The sequence below is a fragment of the Oceaniglobus sp. K40-3 genome (genome assembly GCF_055808395.1).
This window is the reverse complement of the sequence record NZ_CM147868.1, coordinates 183,594-206,530: the sequence shown is the minus strand read 5'-3', so window position 1 is coordinate 206,530 and position 22,937 is coordinate 183,594. Positions and strand designations below refer to the sequence as shown.

Below are 22,937 nucleotides of genomic sequence, written 5' to 3'. Positions count from 1 at the left end.
CGGCGAGGCCCTTTTCCTTTGGCAGCGGGAAATTTCGGGTCAATTTCCTGTCACGTATCGAAAATGCGGACAAACGATAATTCCACGGTAGCGGGCGCGATGCGTATGATGCGTCGTATCGGGCCGTCGGGCCCATTCTTTCCAAAAGGAATTGCCATGTCGACCCGAGAATTTCGTAAACCCGGCTTTGCGCTCGCGCTTTTGCCGATCCTGCTGACGCTGGCCGTTCTTGCGCTTCAGCTTTTTTATTATGGCAAGTTCGTTCCGCATATCCCGCTGGCCATCGGCATCGCAATCACCGCGCTGGTGGGGCTGTATCTGGGCCATGACTGGGAAAGCATCGAAGAAGGCGTGTTCCACGTCATCAAGATTTCGCTGCCATCGGTTTCGGTGCTGATTGTCGTGGGGATGATCGTCGGCGTATGGATCGCCAGCGGCACGGTGCCGACGTTGATCTATTATGGCCTGCTGGTCCTTAGCCCACAGATTTTTCTGGCGGCGGCGATGATTCTTTGTTCGGTGGTTTCGGTATCTCTGGGCACGTCCTGGGGGACGGTCGGCACGGTTGGTCTGGCGCTGATGGGCATTGGCGCCGGGTTCGGCATTCCGGTGTATTGGACAGCCGGCGCGGTTGTTTCCGGTGCGTTTTTCGGTGACAAGATTTCGCCGTTGTCAGACACCACCAACCTTGCCCCGGCGGTGACCGGCACCAACGTGTTTGATCACATCCGCAACATGCTGCCCACCACGGTGCCGTCCATGCTGGCCGCTTTGGCGATCTATATTTTTGCCGGTTACTTTCTGATCGACGGCGGCAACACGTCGTTTGAACAGATTGATGCGATCACGGTCGCGCTGAACGAAACCTTCTGGATTTCGCCCTGGTTGCTGGCGCCTGCGTTGCTGGTTATTGTGCTGGCCATTCTGAAAAACCCGCCGATCCCGGCCCTGTTCGCGGGGGTGGTTGTCGGTGGCGCCATGGCGATGTTTTTTCAGGGTGAGAACCTGCGCGACATTTTCACCTATGCCAACTCGGGGTTCTCGATTGACACCGGCGTGTCCGAAATCGACACGCTGTTGAACCGGGGCGGCGTGCAGTCGATGATGTGGACCATCAGCCTCGTGCTTTTGGCGCTTGGGTTCGGCGGCGCACTGGAGCGGACACGCTGCCTTGAGGCCGTGATCGATCAGATCATCGCGCGGGTCAAATCCTTTGCCGGGATTCAGACATCGGCGATCATGACCTCGATGGCGACCAACGTGGTTGCGGGTGATCCCTATCTGTCGATCGCATTGCCGGGCCGTATGTATGCGCCGGTGTATCGCGGGATGGGATATTCGACCCTGAACCTTGCGCGCGGCGTCGAAGAAGGCGGCACGCTGATTTCACCGTTGATTCCGTGGAACGCGGGCGGGGCCTTTGTGATTACCGCACTGGGGCTGGGGATCAGTGACGGTCACTTTGAAAACCTGCTGTATATCCCGCTGGCCTTTGCGTGCTGGCTGTCACCGCTGATCGGTATCTTCTATGCGTGGAGCGGGCTGTTTTCACCCAAGGCCAGCCCCGAGGAAGAGGCCAAATGGGACGCCGACGGTGAGGACCGGATCGCCCTGACGGGCCAGCCCGCCACCGCCTGAATACTGCCCATGGCGCCGCCCCTGCCAAAGTGGTAATGCGGCGCCATGGGTATGCTGACGGATAACATGCGCGGTGCGCTTTTGATGACGATCTGCATGGTCGCCTTCACCGTCAACGACGCCTTTATGAAATTTGTTCTGGGCGAGTTGCCGCTGTTTCAGGCCTTGTTCCTGCGCGGGCTTATCACCTCGGTGTTGCTTTTGGGTATTGGGTTGGCCATGCGCGGCCTGCATCTGCCCCGGCTTGGACGTGACCGGTGGCTGATTGCGCTGCGGACATTGGCCGAGCTGTTTGGCGCGCTGTTGTTCATGTCCGCGCTCAGGCAGATGCCGCTGGCCAATGTTTCGGCGATTCTTCAGGTGTTGCCGCTGACCGTTACCCTTGCCAGTGCGCTGCTGTTTTCCGAACCACTGGGCTGGCGGCGGCTGACCGCGATTTTCGTGGGATTTTGCGGCGTTCTGCTGATTGTACGTCCGGGGCCGGAGGGGTTCAATATCTATGCCCTTTCCGCCATTGGCGCGGTTGTCGCGGTGACCCTGCGTGATCTGGCTGCGCGGGGATTGTCGCGCGATGTCTCATCGCTCAGCGTGGCGCTGATCACCTCTGTGGGGGTGGGCGCGATGGCAGGTGTCGGCGCGCTGTTCACGCCCTGGGTGGCTGTCGCGCCCCGAGATCTGGGCCTGCTGTGCGGCGCGGGCGTGTTCGTGATCGCGGGGTATTTGTCCAGCGTCATGGCCATGCGGGTGGGCGAGATCGGCTTTATCGCGCCGTTCCGGTATGCCAGCTTGATCGCCGCGCTGATCCTTGGGTTTGTCGTCTTTGGTGACTGGCCATTGCCGCTTACCCTGCTGGGGGCGGGCATCGTTGTGGCAACGGGGGTATTTTCCCTTTACCGCGAACGCAAGCTGCGCCGCAGGCTTCAGCCCACGCCGGTTGCACCACCGGCCTAGGCAGGCTGTCGCACCATGACGCGGCAGGCCCGGGACAGGGCCTTTGCTTCGTAAGGGCGCAGGCAGGGGCGGGCGGTGTGTGTGTGGCTGATGCGGTCACTTTGCCCGGCATCCAGTTCACGCAGGGTGCCCTGCGCCCGCTGTTCGCGCACCCAATTCGCGCCGACATCCCCAAGATAAAGGGATTCAACCCATACACCGGCGGCCTGCACCAGTTCATGTTCGTCGAACAAAAGATGCAGATAGGTCACGCCAGATCCGCCGAGAGGTACGGCAGAACCCGCCAGAAATTTGACCGGAACCAGAAATTCGCCCGATCCGAACATCAGGTCGATCTCGGGGCCGGACACCGCAATCCGGTGATTGGGCGACAGGGAAAGATCAACGGGGTTGCCAAAGGCACCGGCGGGCAATGTCACGGGCCGCAGCATTGGCAACCGCGCAAGAATTGCCGCCGACAGATGGGTTTTCCCGATGGCGCGCAGGGGCCGGGCGGGGCCATCCTTGACCAGAACCTTCTGACCGGGGGACAGGGCTTCGACCGGGATGGCGCCGCCGGGCACCGCGATCAACGTCCCGGCGGTCATGCATACCGTGCTGGCCGTGCCGGGCGTCGGATCGGTTTCTTCAAAGTTGCCGTTGCTGTCACGGGCGAATGCCCGCCCGTTGGGCGCATCGGAATGTATCGATTCGCCGCCTCCCGATTGGGTCGCGCCCGCCGGAAACCCGGGTGGCGGCGTTGCGTCCCGGGGCGGGGCGCCATAGCTCATCGCGATAAAAGTGTTGTTGGCGGGGTCGTAAAGATAGACGGTGTCGAACTTGCCGCTTTCTCCGTCGGGCAGGAAATTTCCGTTGTTGGGAATTCCCGCACTGTAATACCCGGGCGGCGGCGTGCCGCTATATTCCCCCACCAGCGTTGCTGTTTCGCCGGGGGCAAGGGTATCGCCCGGCCCGAAGGTATGCAGCAATCCGTTTTTCTGGGACCAGACCTGCAATCCATCCAGCGCGGCGGTGCTGTTGCTGGTATTGGCGAATTCGATGTATTCGTCGGCCTTGGTGGCCTTGCCGTCGCCATCAGTGTCGATGGCAGTGCCGCCGGCGTTATCCGCCAAAAGCTCGCTGATATAGATCTCGCTTGCGAGAGTGTCCGCCATGCCTGTATTGCCTTCTGCCCGACCCCATGAAAGGGGTGCTGCCACCCCGGTTTGCCCGGGTGCGGCGCATTGTCAGACCTTCGTTAACCAAATGGGCGTGAATGGGGCGGAAACATGGCAATAACAAGGCGGCGCGCGGGGCCGGTGATGCCCACAGTCCTGGCGCGCTGAGTGTTGACACCCTCCGAGACTCGGCCTATACGGCGCGCACCAAGGTGGGTGGACCCTCGAGTCTTGCCCACTTTTTACAGAACTGATGTGGTCACGATCCGGTCTCTCAAGGCTCGATCCTCTGGAAACCCACCGCGTGTTCCCCGCAAGGGCGAGCAGAGCGGTTTTTGTGTTTTGCGGACGCGTGAGGCGCATGAGAATTCACCGGGGCGCGCGCCCCACATGGCCCGGTCGATGCGGGCGAAACATAGTCGCCCCGGTGGGGCGCGCATTTAAATGTGTTGCAACACGGGGATAAGACCGGAATGCCAACGATCCAACAGCTGATCCGCAAGCCGCGGCAGCCGAAAGTAAGAAGCTCAAAATCCATGCACCTGCAGGGATGCCCGCAAAAACGCGGCGTCTGCACGCGTGTTTATACCACCACGCCGAAAAAGCCGAACTCGGCCATGCGTAAGGTTGCCAAGGTGCGCCTGACCAATGGCTTTGAGGTGATCAGCTATATCGGCGGCGAATCGCACAACCTTCAGGAACACTCGGTGGTTCTGATCCGTGGCGGCCGCGTAAAAGACCTTCCCGGTGTGCGCTATCACATCCTGCGCGGTGTTCTGGATACCCAGGGCGTCAAGAATCGTAAACAGCGCCGCTCCAAGTATGGCGCGAAGCGTCCGAAATAAGAGGATTTCAGCATGTCACGCCGCCACGCCGCCGAAAAACGCGAAGTTCTGCCGGACGCCAAATATGGTGACCGCGTTCTGACCAAATTCATGAACAACCTGATGATCGATGGTAAAAAATCGGTCGCCGAGCGTATCGTTTACAACGCGTTCGAACGGGTCGAAGCCAAGCTCAAGAAGTCGCCCGTCGAGGTGTTTCACGAGTGTCTGGACAACATCAAGCCCTCCGTCGAGGTGCGTTCGCGCCGCGTTGGTGGTGCCACCTATCAGGTGCCCGTCGAAGTGCGCCCCGAGCGCCGCGAGGCCCTGGCCATCCGCTGGTTGATCGACGCGTCCAAAAAGCGCAACGAAAACACCATGGAAGAGCGTCTGGCCGGTGAATTGACCGACGCTGTCAATGGTCGTGGGTCCGCCGTGAAAAAGCGGGAAGACACCCACAAGATGGCCGACGCCAACAAAGCATTCAGCCACTACCGCTGGTAATTCAATCTGCGGCGCGCCATCCGGGCGCGCCCGCCGCACAACCTCTCTCCAGGAGCAGCCCCAATGGCACGCGACTATCCCCTCGACCGCTACCGTAACTTCGGGATCATGGCGCATATCGATGCAGGCAAGACCACCTGCTCCGAGCGCATCCTGTTTTACACCGGCAAATCGCACAACCTCGGCGAAGTGCACGATGGCGCTGCCACCATGGACTGGATGGAGCAAGAGCAGGAGCGTGGCATCACGATCACCTCTGCCGCGACCACCACGTTCTGGGAGCGGACGGAAAACGGCGTTGAGCCGGATTCCAAAAAGCACCGTATGAACATCATCGACACCCCCGGCCACGTTGACTTTACCATCGAAGTCGAGCGTTCGCTGGCCGTTCTCGATGGCGCGATCGCCGTTCTGGACGCCAACGCCGGTGTTGAACCACAGACCGAAACCGTTTGGCGCCAGGCCGACCGGTACAAGGTGCCGCGGATCGTGTTCGTCAACAAGATGGACAAGATCGGTGCCGACTTCTTCAACTGCGTCCACATGATCAAGGACCGCACAGGCGCACGTCCGTGCCCTGTTCAGCTTCCGATCGGCTCCGAGACCGAGCTTGAAGGCATCGTCGACCTGGTCACGATGCAGGAATGGGTCTGGGAAGGCGAGGATCTGGGCGCGAGCTGGGAACAGCGCGAGATTCGCCCCGCGTTGGCCGAGAAAGCCGCAGAAATGCGCAACGAAATGGTGGAAATGGCCGTCGAAATGGACGACGCCGCCATGGAGGCCTATCTGGAGGGCGAAGAGCCGGACGTGGACACCCTGCGCAAGCTGATCCGCAAGGGTACGCTCAGCATGACGTTTGTTCCGATCCTTGCCGGCTCCGCGTTCAAGAACAAAGGCATGCAGCCGCTGCTGAACGCCGTGATCGACTATCTGCCCAGCCCGCTGGATGTGGTTGATTACATGGGCTTCAAGCCAGGTGATGAAACGGAAACCCGCAACATCCCCCGTCGCGCCGATGATGACATGCCGTTCTCGGGCCTGGCGTTCAAGATCATGAACGACCCCTACATGGGCACCCTGACATTTACCCGCGTCTATTCGGGCAAGATGGAAAAGGGCGACACGCTCCTGAACTCGACCAAGGGCAACAAGGAACGCATCGGCCGCATGGTGATGATGCACTCGAACAAGCAGGACGAGATTTCCGAAGCCTGGGCGGGCGACATCATTGCGCTGGCGGGCCTGAAAAACACCACGACCGGTGACACGCTTTGTGCTGTCAACGATCCGGTGGTTCTGGAAACCATGACATTCCCCGATCCCGTGATCGAAATTGCCGTGGAACCCAAAACCAAGGCCGACCAGGAAAAGATGTCGTTGGGCCTTCAGCGCCTCGCGGCAGAAGATCCGTCGTTCCGCGTCGAAACCGACATCGAATCGGGTCAGACGATCATGAAGGGCATGGGCGAACTTCACCTCGATATTCTGGTGGATCGTCTCAAGCGCGAATTCAAGGTTGAAGCCAACATCGGCGCACCGCAGGTGGCGTACCGTGAAACGATCTCGCGCGAGACCGAGCATACCTACACCCACAAGAAGCAATCCGGTGGTTCGGGTCAGTTCGCTGAGGTGAAGATGATCATCACTCCGACCGAGCCGGGCGAAGGTTATTCGTTCGAAAGCAAGATCGTCGGCGGTGCGGTTCCGAAAGAATACATCCCGGGCGTCGAAAAGGGCGTAAAGTCGGTCATGGATTCGGGTCCGCTGGCAGGGTTCCCCGTCATCGATTTCAAGGTCCAGTTGATCGACGGCAAATTCCACGACGTTGACTCCTCGGTTCTGGCCTTTGAAATCGCAGCGCGTCAGTGGATGCGTGAAGCGATGAGAAAAGCCGGCGCCAAACTGTTGGAGCCAATCATGAAAGTCGAAGTGGTGACGCCCGATGAATACACCGGCGGTATCATTGGCGATCTGACCTCGCGTCGGGGTCAGGTTCAGGGGCAGGATTCGCGCGGCAACGCCATCGCGATCGATGCTTTCGTGCCGCTGGCCAACATGTTCGGCTATATCAACACGTTGCGTTCCATGTCGTCGGGTCGTGCGAACTTCACCATGCAGTTCGACCACTACGAGCCGGTGCCGCAGAACATCAGCGAAGAGATTCAAAGCAAGTACGCATAAGCGGGGCGGCGGGGTGAACCCCGCCCTACCCACCATCCGTAGGGCAGGGGCCTCCCTGCCGCACCCACACGAAAAGAAGGAGCCACACCATGGCAAAGGCAAAGTTTGAACGTAACAAACCGCATGTGAACATCGGCACGATTGGTCACGTTGACCACGGCAAGACGACATTGACGGCTGCGATCACGAAGTATTTCGGTGATTTTCAGGCCTATGACCAGATCGACGGCGCGCCCGAGGAAAAGGCCCGCGGCATCACGATCTCGACCGCGCACGTGGAATATGAGACCGAGGCACGCCACTATGCCCACGTCGATTGCCCCGGCCACGCCGACTATGTGAAGAACATGATCACCGGTGCGGCACAGATGGATGGCGCGATCCTGGTTGTGAACGCCGCCGATGGCCCGATGCCGCAAACCCGCGAGCATATTCTGCTGGGCCGTCAGGTGGGGATCCCCACCATGGTTGTTTACATGAACAAGGTCGATCAGGTTGACGACGAAGAGCTGCTTGAGCTGGTCGAGATGGAAATCCGCGAGCTTCTGTCGTCCTATGATTACCCCGGCGACGACATTCCGGTCATTCCCGGGTCTGCTCTGGCGGCGATGAACGGCACCGATCCCGAGATCGGCGAAGAATCGATCCGCAAGCTGATGGCGGCTGTGGATGAATTCATCCCGACCCCCGAACGTGCTGTGGATCAGCCGTTCCTGATGCCGGTCGAGGATGTGTTCTCGATTTCCGGTCGCGGCACGGTTGTGACCGGTCGTGTGGAACGCGGCGTGATCAACGTGGGCGACGAGATCGAAATCATCGGTATCCGCGACACCAAGAAAACGACCTGCACCGGTGTGGAAATGTTCCGCAAGCTGCTGGATCGTGGTGAGGCGGGCGACAACATCGGCGCGCTGCTGCGCGGTGTGGATCGTGATGGCGTCGAGCGCGGTCAGGTTCTGGCCAAGCCGGGTTCGGTGACGCCGCACACCAAGTTCGAGGCCGAGGCCTATATCCTGACCAAGGAAGAGGGTGGCCGTCACACGCCGTTCTTTGCCAACTATCGTCCGCAGTTCTATTTCCGCACGACGGATGTGACCGGGACGGTTGTTCTGGCGGAAGGTACGGAAATGGTGATGCCGGGCGATAACGTGTCTTTCGGTGTTGAACTGATCGCACCGATCGCCATGGAGCAGGGCCTGCGTTTTGCCATCCGCGAAGGTGGCCGCACCGTCGGCGCCGGCGTGGTGAGCAAGATCACCGAATAAGCGGCGCGCTCATCGCTCCCTGACGGTCGCTCTTCGCGAAGAGGGACGACAGGACCGATGAGACGCTGGATGAAAGATCAGGGTTCGATGTGGGGGTGCCAATACCGGTTCCTCCACCTCTCAACCTCAATAGCCGCGAAAGGCAATTGCAATGGCCGCTAGCCAAAACATTCGCATTCGGCTCAAGGCGTTCGATTACCGCGTGCTGGATGCCAGCACCCAGGAAATCGTGAACACCGCCAAACGGACGGGCGCCCACGTGCGCGGCCCGATTCCGCTGCCGAACAAGATCGAAAAGTTCACCGTTCTGCGTGGCCCCCACGTCGACAAGAAATCCCGTGATCAGTTCGAGATCCGCACCCACAAACGGTTGCTGGACATCGTCGATCCGACACCCCAGACCGTGGACGCGCTGATGAAGCTCGACCTGGCTGCCGGCGTCGATGTCGAGATCAAGGTATAAGGAGCGATGGATATGTTGCGCTCTGGCGTTATCGCGAAAAAGGTCGGCATGACCCGCCTTTTCATGGACGACGGGAAACAGATTCCCGTAACCGTCCTTCAACTGGACAAGCTGCAGGTTGTGGCGCAGCGCACCATCGAACGTGACGGTTATACCGCCGTTCAACTGGGTGCCGGCACAGCCAAGGCCAAGCGGACAAGCAAGGCCATGCGCGGCCACTTTGCCCTTGCCTCGGTCGAACCGAAGCGGAAGATCGCGGAATTCCGCGTCGCCGCCGAGAACCTGATCGGTGTTGGTGAGGAAATCACCGCAAACCACTACTTTGAAGGTCAGTTCGTCGATGTGGCGGGCACCTCGATCGGTAAGGGTTTCCAAGGGGCCATGAAGCGGCATAACTTTGGTGGTCTGCGGGCGTCGCACGGTGTGTCGATTTCGCACCGGTCGCACGGGTCCACCGGTCAGTGTCAGGATCCGGGCCGTGTGTTTAAAGGCAAGAAGATGGCCGGTCACATGGGGGCTGCCCGTGTCACCACGCAGAATCTTCAGGTTGTGCGCACCGATGCCGACCGTGGCCTGATCATGGTCAAGGGGGCCGTTCCGGGTTCCAAGGGTGGCTGGGTCACGATCAAGGACGCGGTGAAAAAGCCGACGCCCGAGAATGTGATCTATCCCGCTGCGCTCAAGTCTGCCGCTGAGGAAGCCGAACGTCTGGCTGCCGAAGCTGCCGCCACCGCCGAAGCCGAAGCAAAAGCCGCCGAAGAGGCCGCCGCTGCCGAAGCTGCCGCCGCTGAGGATGCCGCGCTGAAGGAAGCAGAGGCACAGATCGCATCCGAGAGTGCCGATACGGACAACTCGGACGCTGAGAAGAAGGAAGGCGACCAATGAAACTCGACGTGATCAAACTGGACGGCGGCAAAGCCGGGTCGGTCGATCTTGGCGACGAGATCTTCGGTCTGGAGCCGCGGGTGGACATCCTGCACCGTGTGGTTCGCTGGCAGCGCAACAATGCGCAGGCCGGCACCCACAAGGTGAAGACCCGCCGCGAAACCTCCTATTCGACCAAGAAGATCTATCGCCAGAAGGGCACCGGCGGCGCACGTCACGGTGACCGGAATGCTCCGATCTTCCGCAAAGGTGGTATCTACAAGGGTCCGACCCCGCGCAGCCACGGTCATGAGCTGACCAAAAAGTTCCGCAAGCTGGGTCTGCGTCATGCGCTCAGCTCGAAGATGGCCACCGGAAATCTGGTGGTGATCGAAGACGCGGCGCTGGCTGAACTGAAAACCGGCGCACTGGCCAAGCAGATTGCATCGCTTGGCTGGAAGCGGGCGCTGGTGATCGACGGGGCCGAAGTGAATGAAAACTTTGCCCGTGCCGCCGCCAACATCGACGGTCTGGATATCCTGCCCACCATGGGCGCGAACGTCTATGACATTCTCAAGCGTGACACGCTAGTCATCACCAAGGCCGGTATCGAGGCGCTGGAAGCGAGGCTGAAATGACCACCAAGGCAGAACTCTATGACGTGATCCGCAAGCCGGTCATCACCGAAAAGGCCACCATGGCCTCGGAAGCCGGAGCTGTTGTGTTCGAGGTGTCGATCGACGCCAACAAACCGCAGATCAAGGAAGCCGTGGAAACCCTGTTCGGTGTCAAGGTGAAGGCGGTCAATACCACCATCACCAAAGGCAAGGTCAAACGGTTCCGTGGTATGCTGGGCAAGCGTAAAGACGTCAAAAAGGCCTATGTGACCCTTGAAGACGGTAACACGATTGACGTTTCCACCGGTCTCTAATACCTGACCTGTTATAGCGCAGCCCCGGATTCGTTCCGGGGCTCGTTTCTTTCGAATTCGGGGACCTGCTCAGGGCCCTATACATCGGGGACCTGCAAAGGGCCCTTTATACCAAGAGACGGGCCAAATCGCCCGCAAAGCAAACGGAAGACACAAGCATGGCACTCAAGTCGTATAAGCCGACGACGCCGGGCCAGCGCGGGCTGGTGCTGATCGACCGCTCGGAGCTTTGGAAAGGACGCCCGGTCAAATCCCTTACCGAGGGTTTGACCAAGAATGGCGGCCGGAACAATACCGGACGGATTACAATGCGTCGCAAGGGCGGTGGGGCCAAGCGCCTGTACCGCATCGTCGATTTCAAGCGCAATAAGCTCGACATCGCCGCGACCGTTATTCGCATTGAATATGACCCGAACCGCACGGCGTTCATCGCGCTGATTTCCTATGACGACGGCGAGCAGGCCTATATCCTGGCCCCCCAGCGTCTGGGCATCGGTGACAAGGTGATCGCAAGCGCCAAGGCCGACATCAAGCCGGGCAACACGATGCCGTTCAGCGGTATGCCGATCGGTACGATTGTTCACAACATCGAGATGAAGCAGGGCAAGGGCGGCCAGATCGCACGCGCCGCCGGCACCTATGCCCAGTTCGTGGGCCGGGATGGCGGTTATGCTCAGATCCGCCTCAGCTCGGGCGAGTTGCGTCTGGTGCGTCAGGAATGCATGGCCACCGTTGGCGCCGTGTCCAACCCGGACAATTCCAACCAGAATATCGGTAAGGCCGGTCGCAACCGTCACAAGGGCATTCGCCCGTCGGTGCGTGGTGTCGTGATGAACCCGATCGATCACCCCCATGGTGGTGGTGAAGGCCGGACATCCGGTGGTCGTCACCCGGTTACCCCCTGGGGCAAGCCGACCAAAGGTGCCAAGACCCGTAACAAGAACAAAGCGTCGCAGCGCCTTATCGTCCGCTCGCGTCACGCCAAGAAGAAGGGGCGCTGATCCATGTCACGTTCTGTCTGGAAAGGCCCGTTTGTCGACTCGTTCGTCCTCAAAAAGGCCGAAGCGACCCGCGAGAGCGGCCGCAAGGAAGTCATCAAGATCTGGTCGCGTCGTTCGACCATTCTGCCCCAGTTCGTGGGCCTCACCTTTGGTGTGTATAATGGCAAGAAACACATCCCGGTAAACGTTTCCGAGGATATGATCGGCCAGAAGTTCGGTGAATATTCGCCGACCCGTACCTATTACGGTCACGCCGCCGACAAGAAGGCGAAGCGCAAATGAGCACGGAAAAGAACCCCCGTCGCGTTGCCGATAACGAAGCTCTGGCCAAGGCCCGCATGTTGCGCACCTCGCCCCAGAAGCTGAACCTGGTTGCCGCCATGATCCGTGGCAAGAAGGTGGAAAAGGCTCTGTCCGATCTGACCTTCAGCAAAAAGCGGATCGCGCAGGACGTGAAGAAATGCCTTCAGTCTGCCATCGCCAACGCCGAGAACAACCATAACCTGGACGTTGACGAGTTGATCGTCGCAGAAGCCTGGGTTGGCAAGAACCTGACCATGAAGCGCGGCAAGCCCCGTGCCCGTGGCCGGTTTGGCAAGATCGTCAAGCCGTTTGCCGAACTCACCATCAAGGTCCGCCAGGTCGAGGAGCAGGCATAATGGGACAAAAAGTAAACCCGATTGGCATGCGTCTTCAGGTCAACCGCACCTGGGACAGCCGCTGGTACGCTGACACCAAGGAATACGGTGATCTTCTGCTGGAAGACATCCGTATGCGCGAATTCATCAAGAAAGAATGCGCGCAGGCCGGCGTCAGCAAGGTGATTATCGAACGCCCGCACAAAAAGTGCCGTGTTACGGTTCACACTGCCCGCCCCGGTGTCATCATTGGCAAAAAAGGCGCCGACATCGAGACGCTGCGCAAGAAACTGGCCGCGATGACGGACAGCGAACTGCACCTGAACATCGTCGAAGTGCGCAAGCCCGAGCTGGACGCCGCCCTTGTGGCCGAAAGCATCGCCCAGCAGCTTGAGCGCCGGGTGTCGTTCCGCCGCGCCATGAAGCGCGCTGTGCAAAACGCCATGCGCATGGGCTCGCTCGGGATTCGCGTCAATCTTGCCGGCCGTCTTGGCGGCGCCGAGATTGCCCGGACCGAATGGTATCGTGAGGGCCGCGTGCCTCTGCACACCCTGCGGGCCGACATTGATTATGCGAACTACGAAGCCAAGACCGCCTATGGCATCATCGGCATCAAGGTTTGGATCTTCAAAGGTGAAATCATGGAGCATGACCCCTCGGGTCACGACCGTCGTCAGGCCGAGCTTCAGGAAGGCCCCACGCCGCGCGGCGCCGGCGGCCGGCGTTAAGGAGTAACGGATATGCTACAACCAAAGCGCACCAAATTCCGCAAGATGCACAAGGGCCGGATTCACGGTGATGCGAAGGGCGGGTCCGACCTGTCGTTCGGCACCTACGGTTTGAAAGCGGTCGAGCCCGAGCGGATCACCGCCCGTCAGATCGAAGCTGCCCGTCGTGCCATGACCCGCCACATGAAGCGTCAGGGCCGTGTCTGGATCCGCATTTTCCCGGATCTGCCCGTTACCTCGAAGCCCGTCGAAGTTCGGATGGGTAAAGGTAAGGGTTCGGTTGATTTCTGGGCTGCCAAGGTCAAGCCGGGCCGGGTCATGTTTGAAATCGACGGCGTGCCGGATGTTATCGCCCGTGAGGCCCTGCGCCTTGCCGCGATGAAGCTTCCGATCAAGACCCGCACGGTCGTTCGCGAAGACTGGTAAGATCGCCGCCTCGCGGTGGAAATTGAAAGCCCTCGCTGATATTCAGCGGGGGCTTTTGCCGTCATAACCTCTGAAACCCGGAGCCGAACTCCCATGTCGAAAACCTCATCTCTGTTTGTCACCCGCCTGTATCACGCCGGTTTGTCGGAATTGGGCAAGCCGGTCGATGTTGCCGAGCTTGAGGTATCCTGTCTGTCGATCGCCGAAGATGACGAGGCGGGACAGGCGTGGTGCGAGGCAAACGACTATGCGGGCTACACCAGTTATGCGTCGCTGACCGACCTGCCCTGGCGGTTTTCGATCTTCAAGGATCTGGTCAAGGTGCTGGACAAACATGTTGCGGTCTTTGCCAGGGATGTCGCTTTTGATCTGGGGGATAAAAAGCTCAAACTCGATAGCCTGTGGGTTAACATTCTGCCCGAAGGTGGCATCCACACGGCCCATATCCACCCCCATTCGGTGATCAGCGGCACCACCTATGTGGCGATGCCGACCGGAACCAGCGCGATCAAATTTGAAGACCCGCGTCTGGCGATGATGATGGCCGCGCCGGGGCGGCGCAGTGATGCGCCGCGCAAGCTGCGCCAGTTCCACTATGTCGCGCCCGAGGTTGGCGATGTGCTGTTGTGGGAAAGCTGGCTGCGCCATGAGGTGCCGATGAACTTGGCCGAGGATGACCGGATCAGCGTCAGTTTCAACTACGCCTGGGGCTGACGCGCCTATCCCGGGAAAATACGCGCCATCTCGGCGTTGTAATGTGCCCAGGTGATTGATGCCTTGTTTCCGGCCAGCCCGTGGTAATGCGATTTGCCCGAGGCGGTGGGCAGTCCCGCCCAGATTTTCGCGAGGTTCACCATAAAGGTTTCGCGCGACATCTGGCCTGACTGCAGGGCTTCCAGGCCCGCTTCGGCCAGCAGGATATCGGCCATTCTGTCCTGTGCTGCTGGCGAAAATCTGTGCTGTTCGCCCAGACCAAGGGTACGGGTGAGGCGCCGCAGGGTCGCCGGGATGAATTGATACCGCCCGATGGCGTGGGGTTGACCGGGGGTGTTTTCGATCCAGCGAAAGATTTCACCGATGGTCATTGTCGTGGGAGGTTTTACCGGCCTGATCCGCGCGCCGTGTTGCACAGCATCATAGCCGTGGCGGCGCGATTCGGCGTGGCCGATCAATTGGCGCAGTTGGTCCACAGGTGTGCCGCGCAGGGCAGGGGCGGCGTTCGTGTTGGGCGGGCGGGTGCCGACCATCGCGCGCGGTTGGACGCGGGCGAACAGGCTGGCGCCGGTCTGCCCTATAAACAGGCTTCCGGCTGCGCGGGTCGTAGTGCCGCCCTCGTGGCGGATCTGCACAAGGGGACCGCGCGCGCGCAGCAACGGGGCATCACGCACCAGCGTCACCACCTCGGCATAGGCGATGAAGGGGACGAAAAGCAGAAGAAGGGTATAGAGCAGGCGGCGCATCAATGCCTCGGTCAGGGATTCGGGGTTCAGCATCGCCCGAATTGGTTTCCAAACCCTTGCGCTGTGGACAACATCAGCGGAATAATCCGCAATCGAGCATTGGGACTTGCGCCCGAGGCCAGCGCGGTGTAGGCGAGCGGTTCATCAAGATCTCCACCGGAATCAGGGTGACCCTCAGCGGGCCCTCCAGTGATGTCGAAAGGATATGGCAATGAATGCCGCAGAACTGCGTGACAAGACCCCGGATGAGCTGAAGGATCAGCTTGCCCAATTGAAGAAGGAGGCCTTCAACCTCCGCTTCCAGCAGGCCACCAGCCAGCTTGAGAACACCTCGCGCGTGCGCGCCGTCCGTCGTGACGTCGCCCGGGTGAATACCATTCTGAACGAAAAAGCCGCTGCTGCGGCGAATGCGGAGGCGTAAGAGATGCCCAAACGTATCCTCACCGGCACCGTTACCTCGGATGCCAACGCCCAGACCGTCACCGTATCAGTTGAACGGCGCTTTACGCACCCCGTTCTGAAAAAGACGATCCGGAAGTCGAAGAAATATCGCGCACATGATGCCGAGAACAGCTTCAAAACCGGCGATCAGGTGCGCATTCAGGAATGTGCCCCGATGAGCAAGACGAAACGCTGGGAAGTGATCGTCGGCTGAGGCGTCGGGCGCTTATCGTTCCCTTCCGGTCACTCTTCGCAAGAAGCGACCGTCAGGGAGCGCCGCGCGCCCCCGTCGCACCGGCGTTCACGCCAGTTTGATCGAAACCATGGGGAGAAGGCCAGAGTAGCCCCCAAAGGTCAGGAGAAACCACATGATCCAGATGCAGACCAATCTGGATGTTGCTGACAACAGCGGCGCCCGCCGTGTTCAGTGCATCAAGGTCCTGGGTGGTTCCAAGCGTAAATACGCCTCCGTCGGCGACATCATTGTCGTCTCGGTGAAGGAAGCCATCCCGCGCGGCCGCGTAAAGAAAGGTGACGTCCGCAAGGCCGTCGTCGTGCGCACCGCCAAAGAGGTTCGTCGTGAAGACGGTACCGCGATTCGTTTTGATCGCAACGCCGCCGTGATCCTCAACAACAACAACGAACCCGTTGGCACCCGTATCTTTGGCCCTGTTGTGCGCGAATTGCGCGCCAAGGCGTTCATGAAGATCATCAGTCTCGCCCCGGAGGTGCTGTAACAATGGCAGCGAAACTGAAAAAAGGCGACACCGTCGTCGTGCTGACCGGCAAGGACAAGGGCAAGCAGGGTGAAATCACCCAGGTGATGCCTGCCCGTGGCAAGGCCGTGGTCGAAGGCGTCAACATTGCCATCCGCCACACCAAGCAATCCCAGAATGCCCAGGGCGGCCGCGTCCCCCAGGCCATGGCGATCGAGCTGTCTAATCTGGCCATCGTCGATGCAAACGGCAAGGCAACCCGGGTCGGCTTTCGCGAGGAAGACGGCAAGAAGGTTCGTTTCGCCAAGACCACGGGAGACGTGATCTGATGCTGGACAGTGCAAATTACACCCCGCGCCTTCGCACGGTTTATGCGGACACCATCCGCGCCGCCATGAAGGAAGAGTTCGGGTACAAGAACGACATGCAGATCCCGCGTCTGGACAAGATCGTTCTGAACATTGGCTGTGGCGCTGAAGCGGTGCGCGACACCAAGAAGGCGAAGTCGGCTCAGGAAGATCTGACCGCCATTGCCGGGCAAAAGGCTCTGACGACCGTTGCCAAGAAATCCATTGCGGGTTTCCGGGTGCGCGAAGACATGCCTTTGGGTGCCAAAGTGACCCTGCGTGCCGACCGGATGTACGAATTCCTTGATCGTCTGATCACCGTGGCAATGCCCCGCATCCGCGATTTCCGCGGCGTTTCGGGCAAGAGCTTTGATGGGCGTGGCAATTATGCCATGGGCATGAAAGAGCACATCGTGTTCCCTGAGATCAACTTCGACAAGGTCGACGAGGTCTGGGGCATGGACATCATCATCTGCACCACCGCTGACAACGATGCAGAAGCCAAGGCGCTGTTGAAGCATTTCAACATGCCGTTCAACAGCTGAGCCTGGGAGAAAACATCATGGCAAAGAAAGCAATGATCGAACGCGAGAAGAAGCGCCAGAAGCTGGTGGATCAGTACGCCACCAAGCGTGCGGCGCTGAAAGAGATCGCGAACGACGAAAGCAAGCCGATGGAAGAGCGTTTCAAAGCGCGCCTCAAGCTTGCCAAACTGCCGCGCAACAGCTCGGCTGTCCGTCTGCACAACCGTTGTCAGTTGACCGGTCGTCCTCACGCTTACTATCGTAAGCTGAAGGTCAGCCGTATCATGCTGCGGGAACTTGGCTCGTTGGGCCAGATCCCCGGTCTCGTGAAATCCAGCTGGTAAGGAGGGCAGACTATGAACGATCCTATCGGCGATATGCTGACCCGTATCCGCAACAGCCAGATGCGTGGCAAGTCCACGGTCATCACACCGGCCTCCAAGCTGCGCGCCTGGGTTCTGGATGTGCTGGTCGACGAGGGCTATATCCGCGGCTATGAAAAGACCACCGGAAAAGACGGCCACCCGGCCATCGAAATCGGCCTGAAGTATTACGAAGGCACCCCGGTGATCCGTGAAATCAAACGTGTTTCGACCCCGGGTCGCCGCGTTTACATGGGGTCCAAGGATCTGCCGAGCGTTCGGCAGGGGCTTGGTGTCTCGATTGTCTCCACGCCCCACGGCGTGATGTCGGATGCAAAAGCACGCAACGCCAATGTCGGCGGCGAAGTGCTCTGCACCGTATTCTGAGGAGCGCGCAGATGTCTCGTATTGGTAAGAAACCTGTTCAGATCCCCAGCGGCGTTACCGTGTCCGTTTCGGGCCAGACGATCGAGTTGAAGGGCCCCAAGGGCACCCGCAGCTTCCGCGCGACAGATGATGTCGACATGATCGTCGAAGACAACGCGATCAACGTCAAGCCGCGCGGCACGTCCAAGCGGGCGCGCCAGCAGTGGGGCATGACCCGCTCCATGGTGGCGAACCTGGCAACCGGCGTCTCTACCGGGTTCAAGCGCGAGCTTGAAATTCAGGGTGTGGGGTATCGTGCCGCGCTTCAAGGCAAGGTTCTGAAGTTGAACCTCGGCTATTCCCACGACGTGGATTTTGAAGTTCCCGATGGTGTGACGGTGACCGTTCCCAAGCCGACTGAAATCACGCTGGAAGGCATTGATGAGCAGCAGCTTGGTCAAGTGGCGGCCAACATCCGTGCATGGCGCAAGCCCGAGCCCTACAAAGGCAAAGGCATCCGCTATAAGGGCGAATTCATCTTCCGCAAGGAAGGCAAGAAGAAGTAAGGACGCGAAAAATGGCAAACAGCAAAAGAACCCTGTTTCTGAAGCGCCGCCTGCGCGTTCGGAACAAACTGCGGAAGATGAACGCCGGGCGTATGCGCCTGTCGGTGCATCGTTCGAACAAGAACATCAGCGTGCAGTTGATCGACGATGTGAACGGCGTGACCCTCGCCTCGGCCTCTTCCCTGGAAAAGGATCTGGGGATTGTGGGCAAGAACAACGTCGAAGCGGCGGCCAAGATCGGCACCGCGATCGCCGAGCGTGCAAAAGCCGCCGGTGTAGAGGCCTGCTATTTCGATCGTGGCGGTTTCCTGTTCCACGGCAAGGTCAAGGCCCTGGCCGATGCGGCCCGCGAAGGCGGTCTGAAGTTCTGAGTTACGCGGCCCCGGTGCACTCCGGGGCCGTTTCCCTTGCAGGTGGTGCGCCACCTCGATGATCCGGGGGCCGATGGCCCACCTGGATTGTGACAATCGCCCGATCCGGGCACATCCAAGGAGCCTTTCATGGCAAGAGATGACAATCAAAGGGGCGGTCGCCGCAACCAGCGTGACGAAACTCCTGAATTCGCCGACCGTCTGGTCGCGATCAATCGTGTGTCCAAGACCGTCAAGGGTGGTAAGCGTTTCGGCTTTGCCGCACTCGTCGTCGTGGGCGATCAGCGGGGCCGTGTCGGGTTCGGCAAGGGCAAGGCCAAAGAGGTGCCCGAGGCGATCCGCAAGGCCACCGAGCAGGCCAAGCGCCAGATGATCCGCGTGCCCCTGCGCGACGGTCGCACCCTGCACCACGACACCCACGGGCGCCACGGTGCCGGCAAAGTGTTCATGCGCACAGCCTCTCAGGGTACTGGTATCATTGCCGGTGGTCCGATGCGCGCCGTGTTTGAAATGCTGGGCGTGCAGGACGTTGTTGCGAAATCCATCGGGTCGCAGAACCCCTATAACATGATCCGCGCCACCATGAACGGCCTGACCCGCGAATCCAGCCCCCGGTCTGTCGCGCAGCGTCGCGGCAAAAAGGTGGCCGATATCCTGCCCAAGCGCGAAGATGCCACCCACGCATCCGATCAAGTGGCTGAGGAGGCCTGATCCATGGCTAAAACCATCGTTGTCAAGCAGATCGGAAGCCCGATCCGCCGCCCCGCCATCCAGCGTGCAACGCTGAAAGGCCTGGGCCTGAACAAAATGCACCGCACCCGCGAACTTGAGGACACCCCCTCAATCCGTGGCATGGTCGCCAAGGTTTCCCACATGGTGGAAATCATCGAAGAAAAGGGCTGACATGTCGATTCGGTGAAAGCCCGTCCCATGATCAGATCAATCAGCGCCCCGGTCAGAAATGACCGGGGCGTTTTGTGTTTCTTGGCTTTTGCTCTGGCGCGGCCTAGTGTCAGGTCATTCCGCTGCGTCAGGTGGCGGCAAGGGGGGGCATGGCAAATTTGTTGGAAAGCTGGCAGTTCTGGGCGGTGTCGGCGGCGGTTTTCGCCGCGTTGACGGCCATTCTTGCCAAAGTCGGGGTTACGGATGTCGACCCGGACTTCGCGACATTTTTTCGAACGATCGTGGTGGCGCTGGCCTTGGGCACCCTCGTGTTTGCCACTGGGAAAATGCAAAGCCCCGGAGCGATTCCCTCTCGAAGTCTGGTGTTTCTGGTCCTGTCGGGCTTGGCGACGGGGGCGTCCTGGCTGTGTTATTTCCGCGCGCTTGGCCTTGGCAATGCGTCGCGGGTGGCACCGGTGGACAAGCTGAGCATTGTTCTGGTCGCGGTGTTTGCGGCGATTTTCCTGGGTGAAACCCTGTCTGTCACGGCCTGGTGTGGAATTGCCCTGGTCGGGGCGGGGTCATTGTTGGTGGCGATTGGCTGAAACGGGCGGCCTTTTGGCTTGATCTGCCCTATTGGGCGATTTATACGCGCCAGGTGGCCATCCGCGCCACTGATTCACGTAAAGCCGTGGCCGTGCCGCTCCCGTCGCTGGGGGCATGCGTCCGGCATAAGGAGCAAGCGACATGAAATTGAATGAACTGCACGACAATCCCGGTGCCACCAAAAAGCGCAAGCGCGTTGGTCGCGGCCCGGGTTCGGGCACAGGTAAGATGGCTGGCCGTGGTATCAAGGGCCAGAAGTCGCGCTCGGGCGTGGCGATCAAGGGCTATGAGGGCGGCCAGATGCCGCTTTATCAGCGTCTGCCCAAGCGTGGCTTTAACAAGCCGAACCGCAAGGAATTTGCCGTCATCAACCTGGGCATGATCCAGAAATTCGTCGATGCGGGCAAGCTGGGCGCCGAAATCACCGAGGCCGAGCTGGTGGACAGCGGCGTTGTGCGCCGCAAGCTGGACGGTATCCGTGTGTTGGCCAAGGGTGAAATCACCTCTGCCGTCACGCTGACAGTGACCGGCGCGTCCAAGGCCGCCGTTGCGGCGGTTGAAAAGGCGGGCGGCTCGCTTACGGTCACGACAGCGGCAGCCACCGAATAAGCGGTTGTGAGCGGCCGCCGCGCCGCTTACATCTGTTTCAGTATTTTCCTAGCGCCGCGTGATCCGGGAAATCGGTTCCACGCGGCGTTTGCATGAAAGAGACCCGTAATGGCATCAGCAGCAGAGCAGATGGCCGCGAACATGAGCTGGGGCGCCTTCGGCAAGGCAACCGAGCTGCGCGCCCGCATCCTGTTTACCCTCGGCCTTCTCGTCGTTTACCGCCTCGGCACCTATATTCCGGTTCCGGGCATTGACGGTGCGGAATTGCGCCAGTTCATGGAACAGGCCTCCACCGGCATCGGCGGCATCCTGAACATGTTTACGGGCGGTGCGATTTCCCGCATGGGCATTTTTGCCCTGGGGATCATGCCCTATATTTCCGCCAGTATCATCATTCAGTTGATGACCGCCATGGTTCCCCAACTTGAGCAACTCAAGAAAGAGGGCGAACAGGGGCGCAAGAAGATCAACCAATATACCCGCTATGGCACCGTTCTGCTGGCCACGTTTCAGGCCTTTGGTCTGGCCAAAAGCCTTGAGGCTGGCGGCCTGGTGACCGATCCGGGCATCTATTTTCAGGCCGCCTGTGTGATCACCCTGGTGGGTGGCACCATGTTCCTGATGTGGCTGGGCGAACAGATCACCAACCGTGGCATTGGCAACGGTATTTCGCTTATCATCTTTGTCGGTATCGTTGCCGAGGTTCCCGCCGCGCTGGCGCAGTTCTTTGCATCGGGCCGCAGTGGCGCGATCAGCCCGGCGGTGATTGTCGGGGTGATATTGATGATTGTTGCTGTCATCGGGTTCGTCGTGTTCATGGAACGGGCGCTGCGCAAGATCCACATTCAATATCCGCGCCGTCAGGTGGGAATGAAAGTCTATGACGGTGGGTCGTCGCACCTGCCGATCAAGGTGAACCCGGCGGGCGTTATCCCGGCGATCTTTGCCTCTTCGCTGCTGTTGCTGCCCACCACCCTGGCCACCTTCAGCGGTCAGCAGACCGGCCCGGTGATGTCGACCTTGCTGGCCTATTTCGGCCCGGGTCAGCCGCTCTATTTCGCCTTCTTCACCGCGATGATCGTGTTTTTCACCTATTTCTATACTGCCAACGTCGCGTTCAAATCCGATGACGTGGCCGAGAACCTGCAAAACCAGAACGGGTTCATTCCCGGCATTCGCCCCGGCAAGAAAACCGAGGAATACCTCGATTATGTCGTGGCGCGGATTCTGGTGCTTGGGGCAGGATATCTGGCGGCGGTCTGTCTGCTGCCTGAAATCCTCCGCCACCAGCTTGCAATTCCGTTCTACTTTGGGGGTACGTCGGTTCTTATCGTTGTCAGCGTGACCATGGACACGATACAACAGGTCCAGTCCCATATGCTGGCCCACCAGTACGAGGGCCTGATTGAGAAATCTCAGCTGCGCGGTAAACGGCGTGGCAAGAAAGGGACAAGCAGACGATGAACATCATTCTTCTCGGGCCGCCGGGGGCGGGCAAAGGAACTCAGGCCCGGCGTTTGGTGGACACGCGCAACATGACCCAGCTTTCAACCGGCGACATGCTGCGCGAGGCACGCACAAGCGGCACAGAAATGGGCCGCGTCGTGGCCGAGGTGATGGACCGGGGCGATCTGGTGACCGACGAGATCGTAATCGGGTTGATCGAGGAAAAGCTGAACGGCGATCACGGCGGCGGTTTCATCTTTGACGGGTTTCCACGTACCCTGGCCCAGGCAGATGCCTTGGGCGACTTGCTGGCCCGTCATGATACCACTCTGGATGGTGTGATCGAAATGCAGGTGGACGATACTGCATTGGTGCAACGGATCACCGCGCGGTCCACCTGTGGTGATTGTGGTGAGGTTTATAACGACATCACCAAGCCCCAGCCAGCCGATGGAAAATGCACAAACTGCGGTGCGAGCAATTTCGTGCGCCGGGCGGATGACAACGAAGAGTCCCTGAAACAGCGGCTGATGGAATACTACAAGAAAACGTCACCCCTGATCGGCTATTACTATGCCAAGGGTGATTTGCGCACGGTTGATGGGCTGGGTGAAATTGATGCCGTTGCGGCAGAAATCAGCAAGGCACTGGGGTAGGTGGGCAGGGGGTT

33 protein-coding genes are annotated in these 22,937 nt (G+C 59.8%); 31 read left to right on the top strand and 2 right to left on the bottom strand.

Annotated features, from left to right (window positions below):
- Positions 1 to 156: 156 nt before the first annotated feature.
- Together nhaC and AC0L7P_RS01120 are read left to right on the top strand one after the other, a co-directional pair.
- On the top strand, positions 157 to 1,638 hold the full coding sequence (gene nhaC, locus AC0L7P_RS01125; RefSeq protein WP_473434123.1) for a Na+/H+ antiporter NhaC: 1,482 nt from the start codon (positions 157 to 159) through the stop codon (positions 1,636 to 1,638).
- A gap of 45 nt (positions 1,639 to 1,683) precedes the next feature.
- Positions 1,684 to 2,589: a DMT family transporter gene (locus AC0L7P_RS01120; RefSeq protein WP_473434122.1), complete on the top strand. Its 906-nt coding sequence runs from the start codon at positions 1,684 to 1,686 to the stop codon at positions 2,587 to 2,589.
- On the opposite strand, the gene AC0L7P_RS01115 is transcribed toward AC0L7P_RS01120, so the two are convergent.
- Positions 2,586 to 3,743 carry a Hint domain-containing protein gene (locus AC0L7P_RS01115; protein WP_473434121.1) on the bottom strand — a complete coding sequence of 386 codons (1,158 nt, stop codon included), beginning with the start codon at positions 3,741 to 3,743 and terminating at the stop codon, positions 2,586 to 2,588. The genes AC0L7P_RS01120 and AC0L7P_RS01115 overlap by 4 nt on opposite strands.
- 476 nt (positions 3,744 to 4,219) lie before the next feature.
- On the opposite strand from AC0L7P_RS01115, the gene rpsL reads away from it, so the two are divergent.
- From rpsL to AC0L7P_RS01045, 14 genes are all read left to right on the top strand, one after another.
- Positions 4,220 to 4,591 carry a 30S ribosomal protein S12 gene (gene rpsL / locus AC0L7P_RS01110; RefSeq protein ID WP_099826128.1) on the top strand — a complete coding sequence of 124 codons (372 nt, stop codon included), beginning with the start codon at positions 4,220 to 4,222 and terminating at the stop codon, positions 4,589 to 4,591.
- A 12-nt stretch (positions 4,592 to 4,603) separates the two neighbouring features.
- The gene (rpsG, locus tag AC0L7P_RS01105) at positions 4,604 to 5,074 is read left to right on the top strand and encodes a 30S ribosomal protein S7 (protein WP_473434120.1); all 471 of its coding nucleotides are present in this window, start codon (positions 4,604 to 4,606) and stop codon (positions 5,072 to 5,074) included.
- Positions 5,075 to 5,137: 63 nt separating this feature from the next.
- The gene (gene fusA / locus AC0L7P_RS01100; RefSeq protein WP_473434119.1) at positions 5,138 to 7,255 is read left to right on the top strand and encodes an elongation factor G; all 2,118 of its coding nucleotides are present in this window, start codon (positions 5,138 to 5,140) and stop codon (positions 7,253 to 7,255) included.
- An 89-nt stretch (positions 7,256 to 7,344) separates the two neighbouring features.
- A complete protein-coding gene (gene tuf / locus AC0L7P_RS01095; RefSeq protein ID WP_473434118.1) occupies positions 7,345 to 8,520 on the top strand; it encodes an elongation factor Tu in 1,176 nt (391 codons plus the stop codon).
- A 151-nt stretch (positions 8,521 to 8,671) separates the two neighbouring features.
- On the top strand, positions 8,672 to 8,983 hold the full coding sequence (rpsJ, locus tag AC0L7P_RS01090; RefSeq protein WP_148472188.1) for a 30S ribosomal protein S10: 312 nt from the start codon (positions 8,672 to 8,674) through the stop codon (positions 8,981 to 8,983).
- 12 nt (positions 8,984 to 8,995) lie between these two features.
- Positions 8,996 to 9,868 (top strand): 50S ribosomal protein L3, encoded by an 873-nt coding sequence (rplC, locus tag AC0L7P_RS01085; protein ID WP_473434117.1) that lies wholly within the window; start codon positions 8,996 to 8,998, stop codon positions 9,866 to 9,868.
- Entirely contained in the window at positions 9,865 to 10,485 is a 621-nt protein-coding gene (gene rplD, locus AC0L7P_RS01080) for a 50S ribosomal protein L4 (RefSeq protein ID WP_473434116.1), read from the top strand. The genes rplC and rplD overlap by 4 nt, the downstream gene beginning before the upstream one ends.
- Complete coding sequence (locus tag AC0L7P_RS01075; RefSeq protein ID WP_473434115.1) at positions 10,482 to 10,778, top strand: 50S ribosomal protein L23; 297 nt, start codon at positions 10,482 to 10,484, stop codon at positions 10,776 to 10,778. Before rplD ends, AC0L7P_RS01075 begins: the two co-directional genes overlap by 4 nt.
- A gap of 158 nt (positions 10,779 to 10,936) precedes the next feature.
- Positions 10,937 to 11,779 (top strand): 50S ribosomal protein L2, encoded by an 843-nt coding sequence (gene rplB, locus AC0L7P_RS01070; RefSeq protein ID WP_473434114.1) that lies wholly within the window; start codon positions 10,937 to 10,939, stop codon positions 11,777 to 11,779.
- A gap of 3 nt (positions 11,780 to 11,782) precedes the next feature.
- A complete protein-coding gene (rpsS, locus tag AC0L7P_RS01065) occupies positions 11,783 to 12,061 on the top strand; it encodes a 30S ribosomal protein S19 (protein ID WP_473434113.1) in 279 nt (92 codons plus the stop codon).
- Positions 12,058 to 12,438, top strand: a complete 381-nt coding sequence (rplV, locus tag AC0L7P_RS01060) for a 50S ribosomal protein L22 (RefSeq protein ID WP_473434112.1) — start codon at positions 12,058 to 12,060, stop codon at positions 12,436 to 12,438. The genes rpsS and rplV overlap by 4 nt, the downstream gene beginning before the upstream one ends.
- Complete coding sequence (gene rpsC, locus AC0L7P_RS01055; protein WP_473434111.1) at positions 12,438 to 13,145, top strand: 30S ribosomal protein S3; 708 nt, start codon at positions 12,438 to 12,440, stop codon at positions 13,143 to 13,145. Before rplV ends, rpsC begins: the two co-directional genes overlap by 1 nt.
- A gap of 12 nt (positions 13,146 to 13,157) precedes the next feature.
- Positions 13,158 to 13,571, top strand: coding sequence for a 50S ribosomal protein L16 (rplP, locus tag AC0L7P_RS01050; protein WP_473434110.1), 414 nt, complete (start codon positions 13,158 to 13,160; stop codon positions 13,569 to 13,571).
- A 93-nt stretch (positions 13,572 to 13,664) separates the two neighbouring features.
- Positions 13,665 to 14,285 (top strand): TIGR02466 family protein, encoded by a 621-nt coding sequence (locus AC0L7P_RS01045; protein WP_473434109.1) that lies wholly within the window; start codon positions 13,665 to 13,667, stop codon positions 14,283 to 14,285.
- A 5-nt stretch (positions 14,286 to 14,290) separates the two neighbouring features.
- Here AC0L7P_RS01045 and AC0L7P_RS01040 read toward each other — a convergent pair whose 3' ends face one another.
- Positions 14,291 to 15,064 carry a lysozyme family protein gene (locus AC0L7P_RS01040; protein ID WP_473434108.1) on the bottom strand — a complete coding sequence of 258 codons (774 nt, stop codon included), beginning with the start codon at positions 15,062 to 15,064 and terminating at the stop codon, positions 14,291 to 14,293.
- A 178-nt stretch (positions 15,065 to 15,242) separates the two neighbouring features.
- On the opposite strand from AC0L7P_RS01040, the gene rpmC reads away from it, so the two are divergent.
- The 15 genes from rpmC (at position 15,243) to AC0L7P_RS00965 (ending at position 22,923) form a co-directional block, all read left to right on the top strand.
- The gene (gene rpmC / locus AC0L7P_RS01035) at positions 15,243 to 15,452 is read left to right on the top strand and encodes a 50S ribosomal protein L29 (protein WP_473434107.1); all 210 of its coding nucleotides are present in this window, start codon (positions 15,243 to 15,245) and stop codon (positions 15,450 to 15,452) included.
- Between the two features lie 3 nt (positions 15,453 to 15,455).
- Positions 15,456 to 15,686, top strand: coding sequence for a 30S ribosomal protein S17 (gene rpsQ, locus AC0L7P_RS01030; RefSeq protein ID WP_473434106.1), 231 nt, complete (start codon positions 15,456 to 15,458; stop codon positions 15,684 to 15,686).
- Positions 15,687 to 15,840: 154 nt separating this feature from the next.
- The gene (gene rplN, locus AC0L7P_RS01025; protein WP_226779720.1) at positions 15,841 to 16,209 is read left to right on the top strand and encodes a 50S ribosomal protein L14; all 369 of its coding nucleotides are present in this window, start codon (positions 15,841 to 15,843) and stop codon (positions 16,207 to 16,209) included.
- Between the two features lie 2 nt (positions 16,210 to 16,211).
- A complete protein-coding gene (gene rplX, locus AC0L7P_RS01020) occupies positions 16,212 to 16,517 on the top strand; it encodes a 50S ribosomal protein L24 (protein ID WP_473434105.1) in 306 nt (101 codons plus the stop codon).
- Positions 16,517 to 17,080: a 50S ribosomal protein L5 gene (gene rplE / locus AC0L7P_RS01015; RefSeq protein WP_473434104.1), complete on the top strand. Its 564-nt coding sequence runs from the start codon at positions 16,517 to 16,519 to the stop codon at positions 17,078 to 17,080. The genes rplX and rplE overlap by 1 nt, the downstream gene beginning before the upstream one ends.
- A 17-nt stretch (positions 17,081 to 17,097) precedes the next feature.
- Positions 17,098 to 17,403, top strand: a complete 306-nt coding sequence (rpsN, locus tag AC0L7P_RS01010) for a 30S ribosomal protein S14 (RefSeq protein ID WP_473434103.1) — start codon at positions 17,098 to 17,100, stop codon at positions 17,401 to 17,403.
- Between the two features lie 12 nt (positions 17,404 to 17,415).
- Complete coding sequence (gene rpsH, locus AC0L7P_RS01005) at positions 17,416 to 17,808, top strand: 30S ribosomal protein S8 (RefSeq protein WP_473434102.1); 393 nt, start codon at positions 17,416 to 17,418, stop codon at positions 17,806 to 17,808.
- An 11-nt stretch (positions 17,809 to 17,819) separates the two neighbouring features.
- Positions 17,820 to 18,353 (top strand): 50S ribosomal protein L6, encoded by a 534-nt coding sequence (rplF, locus tag AC0L7P_RS01000; protein WP_473434101.1) that lies wholly within the window; start codon positions 17,820 to 17,822, stop codon positions 18,351 to 18,353.
- A gap of 11 nt (positions 18,354 to 18,364) precedes the next feature.
- Positions 18,365 to 18,724: a 50S ribosomal protein L18 gene (gene rplR, locus AC0L7P_RS00995; RefSeq protein ID WP_473434100.1), complete on the top strand. Its 360-nt coding sequence runs from the start codon at positions 18,365 to 18,367 to the stop codon at positions 18,722 to 18,724.
- 129 nt (positions 18,725 to 18,853) lie between these two features.
- Positions 18,854 to 19,435 (top strand): 30S ribosomal protein S5, encoded by a 582-nt coding sequence (gene rpsE / locus AC0L7P_RS00990; RefSeq protein ID WP_473434099.1) that lies wholly within the window; start codon positions 18,854 to 18,856, stop codon positions 19,433 to 19,435.
- A 3-nt stretch (positions 19,436 to 19,438) separates the two neighbouring features.
- Positions 19,439 to 19,627 carry a 50S ribosomal protein L30 gene (rpmD, locus tag AC0L7P_RS00985; RefSeq protein ID WP_473434098.1) on the top strand — a complete coding sequence of 63 codons (189 nt, stop codon included), beginning with the start codon at positions 19,439 to 19,441 and terminating at the stop codon, positions 19,625 to 19,627.
- 149 nt (positions 19,628 to 19,776) lie between these two features.
- Positions 19,777 to 20,211 carry an EamA family transporter gene (locus tag AC0L7P_RS00980; RefSeq protein ID WP_473434097.1) on the top strand — a complete coding sequence of 145 codons (435 nt, stop codon included), beginning with the start codon at positions 19,777 to 19,779 and terminating at the stop codon, positions 20,209 to 20,211.
- 142 nt (positions 20,212 to 20,353) lie between these two features.
- Entirely contained in the window at positions 20,354 to 20,821 is a 468-nt protein-coding gene (gene rplO / locus AC0L7P_RS00975; protein ID WP_473434096.1) for a 50S ribosomal protein L15, read from the top strand.
- Between the two features lie 108 nt (positions 20,822 to 20,929).
- Entirely contained in the window at positions 20,930 to 22,285 is a 1,356-nt protein-coding gene (secY, locus tag AC0L7P_RS00970) for a preprotein translocase subunit SecY (protein ID WP_473434095.1), read from the top strand.
- The gene (locus AC0L7P_RS00965) at positions 22,282 to 22,923 is read left to right on the top strand and encodes an adenylate kinase (RefSeq protein ID WP_473434094.1); all 642 of its coding nucleotides are present in this window, start codon (positions 22,282 to 22,284) and stop codon (positions 22,921 to 22,923) included. The genes secY and AC0L7P_RS00965 overlap by 4 nt, the downstream gene beginning before the upstream one ends.
- Positions 22,924 to 22,937: the final 14 nt, after the last annotated feature.

What these genes read in the sequence shown, in the direction of transcription:
- nhaC (WP_473434123.1), top strand. Translation starts at nt 157, where the DNA reads ATGTCGACCCGAGAATTTCGTAAACCCGGCTTTGCGCTCGCGCTTTTG.
- AC0L7P_RS01120 (WP_473434122.1), top strand. Translation starts at nt 1,684, where the DNA reads ATGGGTATGCTGACGGATAACATGCGCGGTGCGCTTTTGATGACGATC.
- AC0L7P_RS01115 (WP_473434121.1), bottom strand. Translation starts at nt 3,743, where the DNA reads ATGGCGGACACTCTCGCAAGCGAGATCTATATCAGCGAGCTTTTGGCG.
- rpsL (WP_099826128.1), top strand. Translation starts at nt 4,220, where the DNA reads ATGCCAACGATCCAACAGCTGATCCGCAAGCCGCGGCAGCCGAAAGTA.
- rpsG (WP_473434120.1), top strand. Translation starts at nt 4,604, where the DNA reads ATGTCACGCCGCCACGCCGCCGAAAAACGCGAAGTTCTGCCGGACGCC.
- fusA (WP_473434119.1), top strand. Translation starts at nt 5,138, where the DNA reads ATGGCACGCGACTATCCCCTCGACCGCTACCGTAACTTCGGGATCATG.
- tuf (WP_473434118.1), top strand. Translation starts at nt 7,345, where the DNA reads ATGGCAAAGGCAAAGTTTGAACGTAACAAACCGCATGTGAACATCGGC.
- rpsJ (WP_148472188.1), top strand. Translation starts at nt 8,672, where the DNA reads ATGGCCGCTAGCCAAAACATTCGCATTCGGCTCAAGGCGTTCGATTAC.
- rplC (WP_473434117.1), top strand. Translation starts at nt 8,996, where the DNA reads ATGTTGCGCTCTGGCGTTATCGCGAAAAAGGTCGGCATGACCCGCCTT.
- rplD (WP_473434116.1), top strand. Translation starts at nt 9,865, where the DNA reads ATGAAACTCGACGTGATCAAACTGGACGGCGGCAAAGCCGGGTCGGTC.
- AC0L7P_RS01075 (WP_473434115.1), top strand. Translation starts at nt 10,482, where the DNA reads ATGACCACCAAGGCAGAACTCTATGACGTGATCCGCAAGCCGGTCATC.
- rplB (WP_473434114.1), top strand. Translation starts at nt 10,937, where the DNA reads ATGGCACTCAAGTCGTATAAGCCGACGACGCCGGGCCAGCGCGGGCTG.
- rpsS (WP_473434113.1), top strand. Translation starts at nt 11,783, where the DNA reads ATGTCACGTTCTGTCTGGAAAGGCCCGTTTGTCGACTCGTTCGTCCTC.
- rplV (WP_473434112.1), top strand. Translation starts at nt 12,058, where the DNA reads ATGAGCACGGAAAAGAACCCCCGTCGCGTTGCCGATAACGAAGCTCTG.
- rpsC (WP_473434111.1), top strand. Translation starts at nt 12,438, where the DNA reads ATGGGACAAAAAGTAAACCCGATTGGCATGCGTCTTCAGGTCAACCGC.
- rplP (WP_473434110.1), top strand. Translation starts at nt 13,158, where the DNA reads ATGCTACAACCAAAGCGCACCAAATTCCGCAAGATGCACAAGGGCCGG.
- AC0L7P_RS01045 (WP_473434109.1), top strand. Translation starts at nt 13,665, where the DNA reads ATGTCGAAAACCTCATCTCTGTTTGTCACCCGCCTGTATCACGCCGGT.
- AC0L7P_RS01040 (WP_473434108.1), bottom strand. Translation starts at nt 15,064, where the DNA reads ATGCTGAACCCCGAATCCCTGACCGAGGCATTGATGCGCCGCCTGCTC.
- rpmC (WP_473434107.1), top strand. Translation starts at nt 15,243, where the DNA reads ATGAATGCCGCAGAACTGCGTGACAAGACCCCGGATGAGCTGAAGGAT.
- rpsQ (WP_473434106.1), top strand. Translation starts at nt 15,456, where the DNA reads ATGCCCAAACGTATCCTCACCGGCACCGTTACCTCGGATGCCAACGCC.
- rplN (WP_226779720.1), top strand. Translation starts at nt 15,841, where the DNA reads ATGATCCAGATGCAGACCAATCTGGATGTTGCTGACAACAGCGGCGCC.
- rplX (WP_473434105.1), top strand. Translation starts at nt 16,212, where the DNA reads ATGGCAGCGAAACTGAAAAAAGGCGACACCGTCGTCGTGCTGACCGGC.
- rplE (WP_473434104.1), top strand. Translation starts at nt 16,517, where the DNA reads ATGCTGGACAGTGCAAATTACACCCCGCGCCTTCGCACGGTTTATGCG.
- rpsN (WP_473434103.1), top strand. Translation starts at nt 17,098, where the DNA reads ATGGCAAAGAAAGCAATGATCGAACGCGAGAAGAAGCGCCAGAAGCTG.
- rpsH (WP_473434102.1), top strand. Translation starts at nt 17,416, where the DNA reads ATGAACGATCCTATCGGCGATATGCTGACCCGTATCCGCAACAGCCAG.
- rplF (WP_473434101.1), top strand. Translation starts at nt 17,820, where the DNA reads ATGTCTCGTATTGGTAAGAAACCTGTTCAGATCCCCAGCGGCGTTACC.
- rplR (WP_473434100.1), top strand. Translation starts at nt 18,365, where the DNA reads ATGGCAAACAGCAAAAGAACCCTGTTTCTGAAGCGCCGCCTGCGCGTT.
- rpsE (WP_473434099.1), top strand. Translation starts at nt 18,854, where the DNA reads ATGGCAAGAGATGACAATCAAAGGGGCGGTCGCCGCAACCAGCGTGAC.
- rpmD (WP_473434098.1), top strand. Translation starts at nt 19,439, where the DNA reads ATGGCTAAAACCATCGTTGTCAAGCAGATCGGAAGCCCGATCCGCCGC.
- AC0L7P_RS00980 (WP_473434097.1), top strand. Translation starts at nt 19,777, where the DNA reads ATGGCAAATTTGTTGGAAAGCTGGCAGTTCTGGGCGGTGTCGGCGGCG.
- rplO (WP_473434096.1), top strand. Translation starts at nt 20,354, where the DNA reads ATGAAATTGAATGAACTGCACGACAATCCCGGTGCCACCAAAAAGCGC.
- secY (WP_473434095.1), top strand. Translation starts at nt 20,930, where the DNA reads ATGGCATCAGCAGCAGAGCAGATGGCCGCGAACATGAGCTGGGGCGCC.
- AC0L7P_RS00965 (WP_473434094.1), top strand. Translation starts at nt 22,282, where the DNA reads ATGAACATCATTCTTCTCGGGCCGCCGGGGGCGGGCAAAGGAACTCAG.